At 72.1% G+C, this 15163-nt stretch carries 13 protein-coding genes; 5 read left to right on the plus strand and 8 right to left on the minus strand.

The features are described from left to right. Positions 1-4: 4 nt before the first annotated feature. Together E0493_RS02960 and aspS are read right to left on the minus strand one after the other, a co-directional pair. Complete coding sequence (locus E0493_RS02960) at positions 5-865, minus strand: cell envelope integrity EipB family protein (RefSeq protein ID WP_160935424.1); 861 nt, start codon at positions 863-865, stop codon at positions 5-7. Positions 866-979: 114 nt separating this feature from the next. Continuing rightward, positions 980-2782 carry an aspartate--tRNA ligase gene (aspS, locus tag E0493_RS02965; protein WP_160935425.1) on the minus strand — a complete coding sequence of 601 codons (1803 nt, stop codon included), beginning with the start codon at positions 2780-2782 and terminating at the stop codon, positions 980-982. Between the two features lie 146 nt (positions 2783-2928). Between aspS and rnd the strand changes: the two genes are divergently transcribed. Continuing rightward, entirely contained in the window at positions 2929-4113 is a 1185-nt protein-coding gene (gene rnd, locus E0493_RS02970) for a ribonuclease D (protein ID WP_160935426.1), read from the plus strand. A gap of 7 nt (positions 4114-4120) precedes the next feature. Here rnd and E0493_RS02975 read toward each other — a convergent pair whose 3' ends face one another. The 6 genes from E0493_RS02975 to E0493_RS23245 are packed head-to-tail and all read right to left on the minus strand — an operon-like array spanning position 4121 to position 11189. After that, positions 4121-5635: a Ppx/GppA phosphatase family protein gene (locus E0493_RS02975; protein WP_202396874.1), complete on the minus strand. Its 1515-nt coding sequence runs from the start codon at positions 5633-5635 to the stop codon at positions 4121-4123. A 20-nt stretch (positions 5636-5655) separates the two neighbouring features. After that, positions 5656-7881: an RNA degradosome polyphosphate kinase gene (locus E0493_RS02980; RefSeq protein WP_160935427.1), complete on the minus strand. Its 2226-nt coding sequence runs from the start codon at positions 7879-7881 to the stop codon at positions 5656-5658. Between the two features lie 9 nt (positions 7882-7890). Beyond that, positions 7891-8628: an HdaA/DnaA family protein gene (locus E0493_RS02985; protein WP_160935428.1), complete on the minus strand. Its 738-nt coding sequence runs from the start codon at positions 8626-8628 to the stop codon at positions 7891-7893. Next, positions 8628-9806, minus strand: coding sequence for an AI-2E family transporter (locus E0493_RS02990; protein WP_235913550.1), 1179 nt, complete (start codon positions 9804-9806; stop codon positions 8628-8630). Before E0493_RS02990 ends, E0493_RS02985 begins: the two co-directional genes overlap by 1 nt. Further along, on the minus strand, positions 9803-10387 hold the full coding sequence (locus E0493_RS02995; RefSeq protein ID WP_235913551.1) for a CDP-alcohol phosphatidyltransferase family protein: 585 nt from the start codon (positions 10385-10387) through the stop codon (positions 9803-9805). The genes E0493_RS02990 and E0493_RS02995 overlap by 4 nt, the downstream gene beginning before the upstream one ends. Further along, positions 10371-11189, minus strand: coding sequence for a hypothetical protein (locus E0493_RS23245; protein ID WP_235913552.1), 819 nt, complete (start codon positions 11187-11189; stop codon positions 10371-10373). The genes E0493_RS02995 and E0493_RS23245 overlap by 17 nt, the downstream gene beginning before the upstream one ends. Positions 11190-11261: 72 nt before the next feature. Here E0493_RS23245 and purM point away from each other — a divergent pair, with 72 nt between their 5' ends. The 4 genes from purM to E0493_RS03015 all read left to right on the plus strand — a co-directional run bounded on the left by purM (position 11262) and on the right by E0493_RS03015 (position 15122). Further along, the gene (purM, locus tag E0493_RS03000; RefSeq protein WP_160935430.1) at positions 11262-12332 is read left to right on the plus strand and encodes a phosphoribosylformylglycinamidine cyclo-ligase; all 1071 of its coding nucleotides are present in this window, start codon (positions 11262-11264) and stop codon (positions 12330-12332) included. Beyond that, positions 12329-12985 (plus strand): phosphoribosylglycinamide formyltransferase, encoded by a 657-nt coding sequence (purN, locus tag E0493_RS03005; protein ID WP_160935431.1) that lies wholly within the window; start codon positions 12329-12331, stop codon positions 12983-12985. Before purM ends, purN begins: the two co-directional genes overlap by 4 nt. Before the next feature lie 140 nt (positions 12986-13125). Further along, positions 13126-14181 carry a LacI family DNA-binding transcriptional regulator gene (locus E0493_RS03010; protein WP_160935432.1) on the plus strand — a complete coding sequence of 352 codons (1056 nt, stop codon included), beginning with the start codon at positions 13126-13128 and terminating at the stop codon, positions 14179-14181. Further along, on the plus strand, positions 14178-15122 hold the full coding sequence (locus E0493_RS03015) for a 3-hydroxyacyl-CoA dehydrogenase (protein WP_160935433.1): 945 nt from the start codon (positions 14178-14180) through the stop codon (positions 15120-15122). Before E0493_RS03010 ends, E0493_RS03015 begins: the two co-directional genes overlap by 4 nt. The last annotated feature ends 41 nt before the right edge of the window (positions 15123-15163 follow it).

The raw sequence follows: 15163 nt of genomic DNA on the forward strand, positions 1-15163 counted from the left end.
GCCCTCAGCAGCCGGAGGGCAGCGCCTCCAGCTTCTGCATCACCGCGTTCATCGCAAAGTCGCCGAAATCCATGTTCATGTTGTCGGCCACGCCATTGGCGTAGTAGCGCAGCCCGACCTCGTATTCCGGCAGGTTGGCTCCGGCGCTTGCCTCCTTGCTGAAGAAGGCGATCCGCATGCGGGCGCTGCCCTGCCCCTTCAGCAGGGGATAGCGGACATCCTCGCGCGGCGCCTGCCAGGAGGAGAGGATGGTCGTGGTGTCCTGCGCCCCCTCCTCGCTGGTGCCGTCGAAGAGCGGCACCAGCAGCATGCGCTGGCCGGCGCGGGCCAGTTCAAGGGTGCGGATGGTGTGCGCCATCGGCAGCAGCGTGCCGGGCGGCAGCTTCACCTCCTGCGCCGCCGGCGCCTCGTAGCGCACCGTGCCGCCCTTTTCCCCCTCCACCTCGGCCTCGCCCGCGATGCGCTGCGTCACCGCGCCCTGCGCCATCTGCGTCAGGGTGAAGCGCAGCCGCTTGCCGTCCTTGCTTTCCCAGGTCGAGTAGTCGGAGGAGGTCTCGACCACCGAGCCGCTGCGGTCCACCACGTTCAGCTTCAGCCGCTGGCGGGTGGTCCAGCCGTCGCAGGCGTCCAGCACCTCGAACAGCATGGCGCCGTCCGCCTGCACCACGTCGCCGCCCTGGCGAACACGGTCGAGCTCCAGCCGGTAGGCGGCGCGATGCGCGGCCATCACGAGCGGCGCCGCCTGCGCCGCGGCCGCCGGGGTGGAGCCTGGTGCCGGGGCGGCGTCCGCCGGCAGGGCCAGACCCAGCATCAGCGCCGCGGCAGGCAGCAGGGTGGAACCGGCCAGGGTGTCGCGCAGGCGCATCGCGTAATCCTTTTTCTCGGCCCGGCTCAGCCGGGGGCTCGGGGTCCGGCGGCTCCCAGGGAGCGGGGGCATGCCGGGCGGGCCGCCCGCCAGGCACCATCCCGCGCCCTGAAGTTAGGACGCCTTCGGCCCGCTGGCACCCTTCGCCGGCGGCAGATCGAGCCGGATCGAGAGTTCCTTGAGCCGCGCCGGCTCCACGGGTGCAGGCGCGCCCATCATCAGATCCTCGCCCTGCTGGTTCAGCGGGAAGAGAATCACCTCACGGATGTTCGGCTCGTCGGCCAGCAGCATCACCATGCGGTCGATGCCCGGGGCGGAGCCGCCATGCGGCGGGGCGCCGTAGCGGAAGGCGTTCAGCATGCCGCCGAACCGCTCCTCCACCGTCTCGGCCGAGTAGCCGGCGATCTCGAAGGCGCGGACCATGATGTCGGGCCGGTGGTTGCGGATAGCCCCGGAGGAGAGCTCGATGCCGTTGCAGACGATGTCGTACTGGAACGCCTTGATCTCCAGCGGATCGACGCTGTTGAGCGCCTCCAGCCCCCCCTGCGGCATCGAGAAGGGGTTGTGGCTGAAATCGATCTGCCCCGTCTCCTCGTTGCGCTCATACATCGGGAAGTCGACGATCCAGCAGAAGCGGAACTCGTCCTGCGCGATCAGGCCCAATTCCTCGCCGAGCTTCGTCCGCACCTTGCCGGCGAATTTCGGCGTCTCCTCGCGGTTGCCGGCGGCGAAGAACACCGCATCGCCCGGGTTCAGGCCGCAGGCGGCACGAATCGCCTCCACCCGGTCGGCCTCCAAATTCTTGGCGATCGGCCCCTTCGGCCCCTCGGCGGCGAACTGGATGTAGCCGAGGCCCCTGGCGCCCTCGGCGCGGGCCCATTCGTTCAGCTTGTCGAAGAAGCCGCGCGGGTTGCCTGCCGCCCCCGGCGCCGGGATGGCGCGCACCATGCCGCCCGCCGCGGCGACGCGGGCGAAGAGCCCGAAGCCGGAGTCGCGGAACTGCTCGGTGACGTCGGTGATCCTGAGCGGATTGCGCAGGTCCGGCTTGTCGCTGCCGTAATGGAGCATGGCGGCGTCATAGGGGATGCGCGGGAACGGCGCCTGCGTCACCTTCCGGCCCTGGCCGAACTCCTCGAAGATGCCCTGCATCACCGGCTCCAGGGCGGCGAAGACGTCCTCCTGGGTGACAAAGCTCATCTCGAAGTCGAGCTGGTAGAACTCGCCGGGAGAGCGGTCAGCGCGGCTCGCCTCGTCGCGAAAGCAGGGGGCGATTTGGAAGTAGCGGTCGAAGCCCGCCACCATCGCCAGCTGCTTGAACTGCTGCGGCGCCTGCGGCAGCGCGTAGAATGTGCCGGGATGGTTGCGGCTGGGCACCAGGAAGTCGCGCGCGCCCTCGGGCGAGGAGGCCGTCAGGATCGGCGTCTGGAACTCGGTGAACCCCTGCTCGATCATGCGCCGGCGGATCGAGGCGATCACGCCCGCGCGCAGCATCATGTTGCGGTGCTGCTTCTCGCGCCGGAGGTCCAGGAAGCGGTAGCGCAGCCGCAGGTCCTCCGGGAACTCCTGGTCGCCCGCCACCTGGATCGGCAACACCTCGGCCGAGGACTGCACCTCCAGCGCCTTCACCCGCAACTCGATGGCGCCGGTCGGCAGCTTGTCGTTCACCGTGCCGGCCTCGCGCAGCACCACCTCGCCGGTGACGGTGATCACGCTCTCCGGCCGCACCGCCTCGGCGGCCTGGAAGACCTCCGAGCCGGCGGGAAAGACGCACTGGGTGATGCCGTAATGGTCGCGAAGGTCGATGAACAGCAGCCCGCCATGGTCGCGCTTGCGGTGCACCCAGCCGGAAAGGCGGGCGGTCTGCCCCGCGTCGCTGGCGCGCAGCGCGCCGCAGGTGTGAGTGCGGTAGGCGTGCATCGGTCGGAGTACCCCGGGGCTTCTCAATGCTGAAAACGGGCCGCAGAAGGGGCGCCGAGAGGCCCCATGTCAAGGGAGACCATGATCGCGCCTCCGAATCGGGCGGACTTTGCGCATGGGCCGCGCTTCGCTAGAACCTTGCGGCCATGAGCCGACGCCCCCAGGCCCAGGACGCCGAACCCGTCCTGATCACCCGCTCCGATGAGCTTGCCGCCCTCTGCGCGCGCCTGCGCGCGGAGCCCTTCGTCACGGTCGATACCGAGTTCATGCGGGAGCGCACCTACTGGCCGGAGCTCTGCGTCGTGCAGCTCGCGGGCGAGCAGGACGTCGCGGTCATCGACGCCATGGCCGAGGGGCTGGACCTTTCCCCGCTCGGCGAACTCTTCGCGGACCCCAAGGTCACGAAGGTCTTCCACGCGGCGCGGCAGGATGTGGAAATCTGCATCCTGCGCTTCGGCGCCCCGCCCCGCCCGCTGTTCGACACCCAGGTGGCCGCCATGGTGGCCGGCTTCGGCGACCAGGCCAGCTATGACAGCCTGGTGCGCGCCCTGGCCGGGGCACAGATCGACAAGGCCCACCGCTTCAGCGACTGGGCGGCCCGCCCCCTCTCGGCGGCGCAGATCGCCTATGCCGCGGCCGACGTGACCCATCTCCGCCGCGTCTACACCGCCCTGGTGGACCGGCTGACGCAGGAGAGCCGCCTTTCCTGGGTCGCCGAGGAGATGGCCGAGCTGACCGACCCCGCCACCTACCGGCAGGACCCGGAAACCGCCTGGGAGCGCCTCAAGCCCCGTTCCGGCAACCGCCGCTTCCTGGCCGCCGTGCGCGCCGCCGCCGCCTGGCGGGAACGCGAGGCGCAACGCGTCAACATCCCGCGCCAGAGGCTGGTGCGGGACGAGACGCTGCTGGAGATCGCCGCCACCAACCCGGCCACCCCGGCCGAGCTGGGCCGGGCGCGCGGCATCAGCAAGGGCTTCGCCGAGGGCAAGAGCGGCGCCGGCCTGCTCGCCGCGCTCGCCGCCGCGCGCGAGTTGCCGGACAGCGCCCTGCCCGAGCCGGCGCGCGACAACCGCCAGGGCCCGCCCGCCTCGCCGGCGCTGATCGCGCTGCTGAAGGTACTGCTGGCGGCCAAGGCGGAGGAGCACCATGTCGCTCCGCGCCTGATCGCCAGCGCCGACGAGCTGGAGCGCCTGGCCGCCGAATCCGAGCCGCAGGTGCCGGCGCTGCATGGCTGGCGGCGTCAGGTCTTCGGCCAGGCGGCGCTGGCGCTGAAGGGTGGCCGGCTGGCGCTCGGCGTCGAGGGCCGGCGGGTGAAGCTGATCGAGGGCTGAGCGACTTTCAGCCAGCCGCGACTTCCACCGCCGGCTGCAGCCGCAGCGTGGCCGCCAGCGCCTCGACGCGCCGCTGCACCGAGTCGCCGGCGAAAACGCCGGCGCCTTCCACGAGGCGCAGGGTGAGCTGGTCCTTCTCCACCGCAAGCGTGGTGCCGGCGAGCAGTCCCGGCGTCCCACCGGAAAGGGTGTAGGCCAGGCGCAGCGCCTCCCCCAGCACCTCGGCGCGGCGCAGCGAGGCGCCGTCGAGCAGCGCCCGTGCCGTGGCAAGCCAGGGCGCCTCCAGTTCCGGCTCGTAGCGCAGCGCGACCACAAGGGCGAGGAACGCGCGCTCGTGGTGGTCCAGCCCGATGCCGGGCTGGCGCAGCACGCGCAGGAAGCTCTGCTCGGCCCGGTAGTCCGGGTGGTCGTGGCTGCCGATGTCGGAAAGCCAGCAGGCCGCCGTGCGCAGCGCCGCCTCGGCGGCGCTCTCGCCGGGAAAGAGGGGCGCCGTCCAGGTGAGGAGAGCTGCCGGGAGGGCGGTGTCGCGGCCGTATCGCTCGGCCATTTCCCGCCCGGCGCAGAGGAGCGGATCCTGCCGCCGCACCGCTTCCGGAAGCTGGCGGGCATACCACCCCTCACGCAGCCCGTTCGCGCTGAACACCACGCGGCGGGCGCCGGTGGCGCGCAACAGGCGGCGCAGCGCGACGGCGGCGAAGGGCAGGTCCTGCAGCCGCTTGGCCGGGGCGCCGGGCAGCCGTTCCAGGGTCCGCCTCGTCGCCGCCATGATGAGGCCGCAGAGGTCGCGCGCCTCGTCTCGCCGCAGCACATAATGGTGCACGATCGAGAGCGGATAGGCCGTCTGCGCGATGTGGATCTTGGCCAGCGCGCGCCATGCGCCGCCCACGAGATAGAGGTCGCGGTCCTTGCCATGGGCGAGCCAGGGCAGCCTCCCCAGCTCCTCCTCGGCGATCGCACGGGCGCGAACGATGTCCCCGCCCGCCCGGTCGGCCAGGCGGATGGCGCCCAGCGGCAGGGAAGCGATGGCGCCGGTGCGGCCCTGGCTCAGCTCGACCAGCTCCAGAGAGCCACCGCCGAGGTCGCCCAGGATGCCGTCCGCCTCCGCGAAGCCCAGCAGAACCCCTGCCGCCGAGAGCGCCGCCTCTTCCTCGCCTTCAAGGATGCGGATCGGCACGCCTGGCATGCGCTCGGCCAGGGCGGCGGCGAAGGCCGGGCCGTTCTCGGCGTCGCGCACGGCGGCGGTGGCGAAAACCTCCAGCGGCGCGGCCCCCATCTCGCGCGCGACGGCGTGGTAGCGCTCCATCACGGTCAGCGCCTGCGACACGGCCGCTTCGTTCAGCCGCCCGGTATTCTGCAGCCCGCGGCCAAGGCCGAGCACCGCCTTCTCGTTGAAGATGGCAAGCGGGTTGCGCCCCCACCCCTCGAAGACCACGAGGCGGACGGAGTTGGAGCCAAGGTCCACGATGCCCGAGCGTGGCGGATGGCTGAGGCCGGCCGAGGCCGGCACAACATGAAGATCCAAGTGAGTGGCCCTCGGCTAGCTTAGTCCTGGGTGACGCGGTCCTGCCGCCGCCGTGCCGCGGCAACCCGGCCAGCCGCGCGGTGCAGCGCGCTGCCCCGGCCGGACAGGGACGGATTGGTCATGAAATACTCGTGGGCCGAGACGGGTTGCGTGCCCGGCTGCAGCCGCTGCCAGCCGCCCTCCGGACGCAGCTGCCAGGACTGAACCGTGTCCTTCAGGTTCACCACCATGATCTGGTCGAGAACCTGCGCATGCACGGTCGGGTTCTCGACCGGCACCATCGTCTCCACGCGCCAGTCCATGTTGCGCGCCATCCAGTCGGCCGAGGAGATGAAGACCCGCGCCCGCCGCGAAGGCAGACGGTGCCCGTTGCCGAAGACGCAGATCCGCGAGTGCTCCAGGAAGCGCCCCACGATGGACTTCACCCGGATGTGCTCCGACAGGCCCGGCACGCCCGGCCGCAGGCAGCAGATGCCGCGCACGATGCAGTCGACCTTCACCCCCGCCTGGCTGGCCCGGTAGAGCGCGTCGATCAGCGCCTCGTCCACCAGGCTGTTCATCTTCAGCCAGATGGCGGCCGGCTTGCCCTCCTGCGCGAAGGCGATCTCCTGCTCGATCAGGCCGAGCAGCGCGGGGCGGACGGTGAGCGGCGCGAAGGCCAGCTTCTCCATGGTTTCCGGGCGGGCATAGCCGGTCATGTAGTTGAACAGCTTCTGCGCGTCCCGCGTCAGCCCCGGGTCGGCCGTGAAGAAGCTGAGGTCGGTGTAGATGCGCGCGGTGATCGGGTGGTAGTTGCCGGTGCCGAAATGCGCGTAGGAACGCAGCGAGCCCGACTCGCGCCGCGCCACCAGCGAGACCTTGGCATGCGTCTTGAGGTCCACGAAGCCGAAGACCACCTGCACGCCCGCCGCCTCCAGCTCGCGCGAGAGGGCGATGTTGCGCTCCTCGTCGAAGCGCGCCTTCAGCTCCACCATGGCGGTGACGGACTTGCCCAGTTCCGCCGCCTCGATCAGCGCGCGGGCGATGGGGCTGTCGCGGCTGGTGCGGTAGAGCGTCTGCTTGATGGCGACCACGCTCGGGTCGCGCGCCGCCTGCCGCAGGAACTGCACCACCACGTCGAAGGATTCGTAGGGGTGGTGGACGACGATGTCCTTCGCCCGGATGGCCGCGAAGCAGTCGCCGCCGAAATCGAGGATGCGCTCGGGGAAGCGTGGCGTGTAGGGCGTGAACAGCAGGTCCGGCCGGTCGTCCACCAGGAGCTGCTTCAGGTCGGCGAGGCCGAGCAGCCCGTCCACCATGAAGATCTCGGCCCGCGGCGCGTCCAGCTCCTCGACCACGAAATCCACCAGGTCGGGCGCCATGTTGGCCTCGACCGAGAGCTGGATGGCGCGGCCGCGGCGGCGGCGCTTCAGCGCGCTCTCGTAGGAGCGCACCAGGTCCTCCGCCTCCTCCTCGAACTCCACGTCGGTGTCGCGGATCAGGCGGAACATGCCCTGCGCGGCGTTGATGTAGCCGGGGAAGAGGCGCGGCAGGAACAGCGTGACCACGTCCTCCAGCCGCACGAAGCGGATGGGGCCGGTACCGGGGGTGATCTGCGGCGCGTCCTCAGCGGCGGGCAGGCGGATGAAGCGCTCGACCTGCGAGGGCAGCGGCAGCAGGGCCCGCATGGTGCCGCCATCCTCCTCCCGCACCAGCTTCAGCACCATGCAGATGGCGAGGTTGCTGATAAAGGGAAAGGGATGCGCCGGGTCCACCGCCAGCGGCGTCAGGACAGGAAAGATGCGCTCCAGGAAGTAGCTTTCCAGCCAGCCCCGCTCGGCCCGGGAAAGGTCCTCGGCCGCGCAGACGCCGATCCCCGCCTCGCGAAGCTGCTCGCGCAGGCTGCGCCAGGCCGCCTGCTGCTCCTCGGTGAGGGCGGCGGCGCGGGCATGGATGGCGACGAGCTGCTGCCCCGGCGTCAGCCCGTCCGGCGAAGCGGCGGCGATGCCCGCCCGCTCCTGCCCCACCAGACCGGCGACGCGCACGGAGTAGAACTCATCGAGATTGGAGGCCGAGATCGCCACGAAACGCAGCCGCTCCAGCAGCGGGTGGTTCGGGTTGGTTGCCTCCTCCAGCACGCGGGCGTTGAAGTCGAGCCAGGACAGTTCACGGTTGATGAAGCGCTCCGGAGCGTTCATCGCGATGCTCGGGACATGCTCCTGCGCCGCATGCTCGCGGGCCTGGCCGGGGGTGTCGAGGGCGTCCATGCCGCCAGACTACAGCAAGGCAGGCGCGGAGGGCGAGCCGCCGTCGAGCAGATCCATGGAAACGTCATCCAGGGCCCGGAAGCCCGGCCAGTCGGCCAAGGCGGCCCGGGCCAGGCCGCGCGTCACCGCGCCGCCGGCGGCCAGCGCCGCGCGGTCGAGGCGGGCGGCGGCATCGGCGATCGCGGCCGCCTCGCGCGGCAGGCGGGCCAGCAGCCAGTCCTGCACCGCCTCCGGCACGTGAAGCTGCCGCTCGGCGAAGTGCCGGGCCAGCAGCGTCGCCAGCAGCCCCTCCGAAGGTTCCGCGATGCCCACGGCGGCGGTGGCGCGCAGCCGGCTGGCAAGGTCGGGCAGCGCGACGTTCCAGCGCGCCGGCGGGGCGCGCCCGGCCAGCAGCAGCGGCAGCCCCTGCGCCGCGCAGGCATTGATCAGGTGGAACAGCGCCGCCTCCTCGGCGACGGCATCGGCGTCGTCCAGCGCGGTGGGCGCGGGCTCCGGCACGCCCCGCAGCGCCGGGCCGGAAAGCAGGCGCCAGCCGCAGGCCTCGGCCTGAAGCTGGAGGAGGTGCGACTTGCCCACCCCCGCCGGCCCGAACAGCGCCAGCCGCCCCACCGGCCAGGCCTCCACCCGCCCCAGCCAGGCCCGCGCCTCGGCGTTGGAGCGGTCGGGCAGCACGGGGCCGCGGAAGACGAGCGGCAGGTCGAGCGGCAGGGCGAGCTGGCGATGCGGGGCAGGCTCGGGGATGGCCATCAGGAGCCGGTGCGCGGCGGGTCGAGGTAGAGCGGGCTCTCCAGGTAGCGCCGCAGCCAGAAGCGCGCCAGCACGCCGAGCGCCGCCGCCATCGGCACCGCCAGCAGCACGCCGAGGAAGCCGAAGGCGACGCCGCCGGCAAACAGGGCGAAGATCACCCAGACCGCGTGCAGCTCCACCCGGTCCCCCAGCAGCCGGGGGTAGATGATGTAGCCCTCGACAACCTGCCCGGTGACGAAGACCGCCGCCACCATGCCGACCCCGTTCCAGGTGCCGAACTGGCCGACCGCCAGCAGCAGCGCGGTGCCCAGGCCGGTCATCGAGCCGACATAGGGGATGAAGGAGAGGATCCCTGCGGCCAGCCCGACGATCAGTCCGAGCTCCAGCCCGACCCCTGAGAGCGCCACCGCGTAGTATACCGCCAGCAGCGCGCAGCAGAGGAGCTGGCCGCGCAGCCAGGCGGAGAGCACGCGGTCGGTGTCCTTCGCCAGTTGCCGCAGGGTGGCGGCGGAGCGGCGCGGCAGCCAGCTCTCGATGCGCAGCATGATCGCCTGCCAGTCGCGCAGAAGATAGAAGGCCACCACCGGCGTCACCACCACCAGGGTGAAGACGTTGAACAGCGCGTAGCCGCCGCCGATCAGTCGCGTCGCCGCCGTGCCGATGAAGGAGAGGATGGCGCCGATCTGGCTCACCGCGAGGTCGCGCAGCCGCGTGTTGAGCATCTCGGGGCCGATGCGCTGCTCCAGCGCCTGCAGCGCCTCCTGCACGGCGCTGCCGACGCCGGCAATGTAGCTCGGCAGGCGCGCCAGCAGCGTGCCGACCTGGGAGATGATCAGCGGGTAGAGCAGCAGCAGCGCGATCAGCGCCAGCGCCATGAGGGTGGTGATCAGCAGCAGCGACGCGAAGCCGCGCGGCAGGCCCAGCCGGGCCAGCCGGGTGGCGAGCGGGTCCAGGAAGTAGGCGATGCAGGCGGCCAGCACGAAGGGCGTCAGAATGGCCGAGAACAGCCACAGCAGGAACATGGCCGCCGCCAGCAGGCCAAGCACCAGGGCCATGCGCTGCCCGCGCGTGGCGGTGCGCGGGCCGGGGCCGGGCGGCGGCGGCAGGCGCGGCTCGCCGCGGGTGCGGACGACCGGTGGCGGCGGCGGCAGGACCGGCGGCGGTGCGCTCGGCTTCATCGCGCCGCCTCCCGCCGCAGCAGCCGCACCATGTAGGCCAGGCCGGAGAGGATCGTGGTCGCCGCCGCCACCCAGATCATCAGCGGCAACCAGGGCTCCGTCGGCAGGCCGAAGCCGGCAAGCAGCAGGGCCAGCCCCGCCAGCAGGAGCTGCGCCAGGGTGTTCAGCTTCGAGATGAACAGCGGCTGCATGCGCGGCGGTGCACCGAGCAGGCTGAGCAGCATCACGCCGCCCATGATCAGCACGTCGCGGAAGACCACCAGCATGGCGAGCCAGTCCGGCAGCACGCCGGCCAGCGCCAGGGTGACATAGGTGCAGACCAGCAGCGCCTTGTCCGCCAGCGGATCCAGCATCGCCCCCAGCACCGAGCGCGCGTTCAGCCGGCGCGCCAGCCAGCCGTCGAGCGCGTCGGAAATGCCTGCTCCGGCGAAGACGTAGAAGGCGGCGTCCAGCCGGCCATGCAGGATCAGCCACACGGTGGCCGGCACGGCGCAGAGCCGCGCCAGGGTGATGGCGTTGGGCAGGGTGATCGTCCCGCCCCGTTCTCCCCCGGGCGGCAGGGCGTCAGAACCGGCCGGCAAGGCCGATTTGCCACGGCCCGCTCGCGCCCCCCTCCTGCGGCGCGGCGGCCGGTGCGGCGCCGAAGGGCACCGGGGGCGCCAGCCGGCCAGGAGCCGAGGTCGGAACGCGCGGCGGCACAGAAACCGCGAGCCCGGCAGCCGGCAGGGTCTGCGCCGCCACTTCCGGGCCGTGCCGAAGGCCGAGCCGCAGCCGCGCGCCATCCACCGCGATGGCCTGGATGTCCACCGAGGCGATCTCGGGGTTGCTGTAGAGCCTGCGCCGCAGTTCAAGCCATTCGCGCAGCCCGGCATAGCGCGCGGAGGCCTCGATGTAGCCGGCCGGGGCGGCGCCGGGCATCACCGGCGGCGCCGCATCGCTCCCCGTGAGCGGCATGGTCCCGCCGGCGCCCGCCACCGTGCGCCCCGCCGCGCCTGGCACCCGGTTGGGGTTGAAGTTCACCGTCAGCCGCCCGCTGTAACCGGTGCGGCTGGTGCGCTCCTCCTCGACGATGATGCTGCTGACCATCTGGTCGATCTGCGAATCGCTGATCCCGGTTGGCAGACCAAGATCGCCCGCCATCCGCTGATAGGCGAGCCGCTGCGCGGAGGCGATGGCCTTGGTGCGCGCGATCACCGCGTTCTCCGCGGTCGCCTCCGCCGGGACGCCGCGCTGCGAATAGGGATTGGCCGAGCTTTCGGCGCCGCTCGCCTCCGCCGCGGGTGGCAGCACGGCGCCGGTCCCCTGGGCGCAAGCCTGCATCGTGCCGAGCCCGGCCAGCCCGCCGACGACAATGGTTGCGGCGAAGCGCCGAAAATGTTGCATTCCGCCCCCTTGGATGCCCGGCACAGTGATCTCTCCTTCCGGGCCTTTGCGCATAGCCGATCGGGCCCCCTGATGACCAGTCTCACCTACCGCGACGCCGGCGTTGACATCGAAACCGGTGACGCCCTCGTCGATGCCATCAAGCCGCTGGCGCGCGCCACCGACCGCGCCGGGACCATGGGCTCCCTGGGCGGCTTCGGCGCGCTCTTCGACCTGAAGGCCGCCGGCTACACCGATCCCGTGCTGGTCTCCTCGACCGACGGGGTCGGCACCAAGCTGCGGCTTGCCATCGACACCGATATGCATGACGCCGTGGGCATCGACCTGGTTGCCATGTGCGTGAACGACCTCGTGGTGCAGGGCGCCGAGCCGCTCTTCTTCCTGGACTACTTCGCCACCGGAAAGCTGCAGCTCGAACAGGCGCGCGCCGTCATCGGCGGCATCGCCGAGGGCTGCCGTCAGGCCGGCTGCGCCCTGGTCGGCGGCGAGACCGCCGAGATGCCGGGCATGTACGCCAAGGACGACTACGACCTCGCCGGCTTCTCCGTCGGCGCCGCCGAGCGCGGCGGCCTGCTGCCGAAGCCCGACGTGGCGGCGGGCGACATCGTGCTCGGCCTCGCTGCCTCCGGCGTGCATTCCAACGGCTTCTCCCTGGTGCGCCGCATCCTCGCCGCCGCCGGCCAGGGCGTCGGCAGCCCGGCCCCTTTCGCGGCGGGCCAGACACTCGGCCAGGCGCTGCTGGCGCCGACCCGGATCTACGTGAAGTCCGTGCTCGCCCTGCACAAGGCGGGGCTGCTGAAGGCGGCGGCGCACATCACCGGCGGCGGCCTGCCCGGCAACCTGCCGCGCGTGCTGCCCAAGGGCAGCGTGGCCGTGCTGGACGCCACCGCCTGGACCCTGCCGCCGGTCTTTGCCTGGCTGGCGCGCAACGGCAACGTGGCGCCGGAGGAGATGCTGCGCGTCTTCAACTGCGGCATCGGCATGTGCCTGGTGGTGACGCCGGAGAACGCGGAGGCCGCCACGGCAATGCTTCGGCAGCAGGGCGAGACGGTGTTCCGCATTGGCGCCATCGAGGCCGGCACCGACGGCGCGGCGCCCGAGGTGCGGGTGGAGAAGCTCGCGCCGAACTGGCCCGCCGCATGAGCCAGCGGCGGCGCACCGCCATCCTGATCTCCGGGCGGGGCAGCAACATGGCCGCCTTGCTCGCCGCCGCCACCGACCCCGCCTATCCCGCCGAGATCGCGTTGGTGCTGTCCAACCGCGCCGACGCAGCCGGCCTCGCCCGCGCCGTCGAGGCCGGTATTCCCACCGCCGTGGTGGCATCCCGCGGTTTTGGCAAGGACCGCGCCGCCTTCGAGGCGGCGATGGAGGCGGAGCTGGCGGCGCATGGTGTTGAGCTGATCGCCCTGGCCGGCTTCATGCGGGTGCTGACGGAGGGCTTCACCCGGCGCTGGGAAGGGCGGATGCTGAACATCCACCCCTCCCTGCTCCCCGCCTTCCCCGGCCTCGACACCCATGCCCGCGCCCTGGCGGCCGGGGTGCGGCTGCATGGCTGCACGGTGCATCTGGTGACGCCGGGGGTGGATGAGGGGCCGATCGTCGCGCAGGCTGCGGTGCCCGTCCTGGCCACCGACGCGGAGGAGGCCCTCGCCCGCCGCGTCCTGGCCGAGGAGCACCGCCTTTATCCCACGGCCCTGGCCTGGCTGGCGAGCGGGCAACTGCGGCTGGAGAATGGACGCGCGGTGTTGAACACCGCCCCCCAGCCGAGCGGCGAAAGCCTGCGCAACCCCGGCTGAAGGCCTAGCTTCCGGTCACGCTCCTGTCATCGCCCCACGATTGACAGGGCGGCCGGTACAGAGAACGTTCTCTGTCAGCGGAAGAAGGCCGGCAAACGGGCCATTGAGGAGACGCATGCACATTCGCAGGGCGGCGCGCCATGCCGCCTAGACCATTGGCCCGCATCACGATCAAGGACCTGGCGCGCGACCTTGGCATGTCGGTCGCGACCGTGGCGCGTGCCTTCCACAGCGGCGGCACCATCGCCGAAGGAACGCGCCAGGCGGTGCTGAAGCGCGCTGCCGAGCTGGGCTACCAGCCCAATGCCCTGGCGCGCGGCATGATCACGCGGCACACGCGGATCGTCGGCGTGGTGCTCTCCGACCTGGAGAACCCCTTCTACCCGCAGGTGCTCACCCGCCTCACCGAGGCGCTGCAGCAGGTGGGCCTCAACGTCATGCTGGTGGTGGCGGAGCCCTCGGGCTCGGTGGATTCGGCGATGCGGCTGCTGCTGTCCTACCAGCCGGAATACGCCGTCATCCTGGCCACCACGCTGACCACCGGCGCCGCCGCGGCCTGCCGCGCGGCCGGCACCCCGCTGCTGTTCTTCAACCGCGCCCCGGCGGAGGAGGAGGCTTGCGCGGTGGTCTGCGACAACGCCGCCGGCGCCGCGGCGGTCGCCGACCACCTGGTCGCCTGCGGCGCCCGGCGCCTCGCCTTTCTCGGCGGCCGGCCCGACACCTCGACCCACGCTGAGCGCCGTGCCGGCTTTCTGGAGCGTTGCGCCGCGCATGGCCTGCCCGCGCCGTTGGAAGCGCCGGCGGGGGCCTTCACCTATGCCGCCGGCTATGCCGCCGCGCAGCGCCTGCTCGCTGCGCCGGAGCGGCCGGAGGCGCTGTTCTGCGCCAACGACATCCTGGCCATCGGCGCGATGCAGGCGGCGCGCCGCGAGTTCGGCCTGCGCATCCCGCGGGACCTCGCCATCGCCGGCTTCGATGACGTGGCCATGGCATCCTGGCCGGAGCACGACCTGACCACGCTGCGGCAGCCCATCCCCGCCATGGTCGAGCTGGCCGTGCGCTGGGTATGCCGCTCCGCCGCCGGCGAGGCGCCGCCGCAGGGCACCCTTCGCCTGCCCGGCACGCTGGTGGTGCGCGGCACCACCCGGCCGGGCACCCCTTCCCTTCCCGCCCCCGCACTGGAGGATCAGGCATGACACCGCAAACCCTCAACACGGTCGCCATCGTCGGCGCGGGGCTGGTGGGCTCCGGCTGGGCGCTGGTCTTCGCCCGTGGCGGCGCCACCGTGCGCGCCTTCGACGCCGACCCGGCGCTGCGCGCCCGCATGCCCGGCCGCATCCGCACCATGCTGGAGGACATGCGCGGCGCCGGGCTGGTGGGTTCGGTGGACGAGGCGCTCGCCCGGATCACCGTCTGCGACACGCTGGAGGAGGCGGTCGGCCCGGCCGACTACGTGCAGGAATCCGTGCTGGAGCGCGTCGAGGTCAAGCAGGCGGTCTGCGCCGGCATCGACGCGGCGATGCGGCCGGAGGCGATCGTCGGCTCCTCCTCCTCCGGCATTCCGGCCTCGGCCTTCACCGCCGGGCTGAAGAACCGCGCGCGCTTTCTGGTGGCGCATCCGGTGAACCCGCCGCACCTGGTGCCGCTGGTCGAGCTGGTGCCGGCGCCCTGGACCGATCCCGAGATCCTGCCCGTGCTGCGCGCCGCCATGGAAGGCTGGGGCCAGGCGCCCATCGTGGTGAACGGCGAGATCGAGGGCTTCATCCTCAACCGCCTCCAGGGCGCGCTGCTGAACGAGGCCTGGGCGCTCTACGAGGCCGGGCTGGCCAGCGCCGCCGACATCGACCGCACCGTCTCGCACGGGCTCGGCCTGCGCTGGGCCTTCATGGGGCCCTTCGAGACCATCGACCTGAACGCGCCCGGTGGCATCGCCGACTACTCGGCCCGGCTGGCGCCGCTCTATCACAGCATCGCGCTGTCCCGGAAGGATCCGCGGCCCTGGTCGGCCGAGGCCATCGCCCGCGCCGAGAAGGAGCGCCGCGAGACCCTGTCCGCCGACCAGCTGGAGGCCCGCACCGACTGGCGCAACCGTCGCCTGATGGCGCTGGTGAAGCACCTGCGCGGCCAGCCGGGCTGAGGCGCCGCCGCCTTCCCTGAGCCGCCGGCCGGGGAAGGCAC

This window comes from Teichococcus coralli, assembly GCF_009829925.1.
Taxonomy (GTDB): domain Bacteria; phylum Pseudomonadota; class Alphaproteobacteria; order Acetobacterales; family Acetobacteraceae; genus Pseudoroseomonas; species Pseudoroseomonas coralli.

Coding starts and splice junctions, on each gene's coding strand:
- E0493_RS02960 (WP_160935424.1), bottom strand. CDS start 865: ATGCGCCTGCGCGACACCCTGGCCGGTTCCACCCTGCTGCCTGCCGCG.
- aspS (WP_160935425.1), bottom strand. CDS start 2,782: ATGCACGCCTACCGCACTCACACCTGCGGCGCGCTGCGCGCCAGCGAC.
- rnd (WP_160935426.1), top strand. CDS start 2,929: ATGAGCCGACGCCCCCAGGCCCAGGACGCCGAACCCGTCCTGATCACC.
- E0493_RS02980 (WP_160935427.1), bottom strand. CDS start 7,881: ATGGACGCCCTCGACACCCCCGGCCAGGCCCGCGAGCATGCGGCGCAG.
- E0493_RS02985 (WP_160935428.1), bottom strand. CDS start 8,628: ATGGCCATCCCCGAGCCTGCCCCGCATCGCCAGCTCGCCCTGCCGCTC.
- E0493_RS02990 (WP_235913550.1), bottom strand. CDS start 9,806: ATGAAGCCGAGCGCACCGCCGCCGGTCCTGCCGCCGCCGCCACCGGTC.
- E0493_RS23245 (WP_235913552.1), bottom strand. CDS start 11,189: ATGCAACATTTTCGGCGCTTCGCCGCAACCATTGTCGTCGGCGGGCTG.
- purM (WP_160935430.1), top strand. CDS start 11,262: ATGACCAGTCTCACCTACCGCGACGCCGGCGTTGACATCGAAACCGGT.
- purN (WP_160935431.1), top strand. CDS start 12,329: ATGAGCCAGCGGCGGCGCACCGCCATCCTGATCTCCGGGCGGGGCAGC.
- E0493_RS03010 (WP_160935432.1), top strand. CDS start 13,126: ATGCCGCCTAGACCATTGGCCCGCATCACGATCAAGGACCTGGCGCGC.
- E0493_RS03015 (WP_160935433.1), top strand. CDS start 14,178: ATGACACCGCAAACCCTCAACACGGTCGCCATCGTCGGCGCGGGGCTG.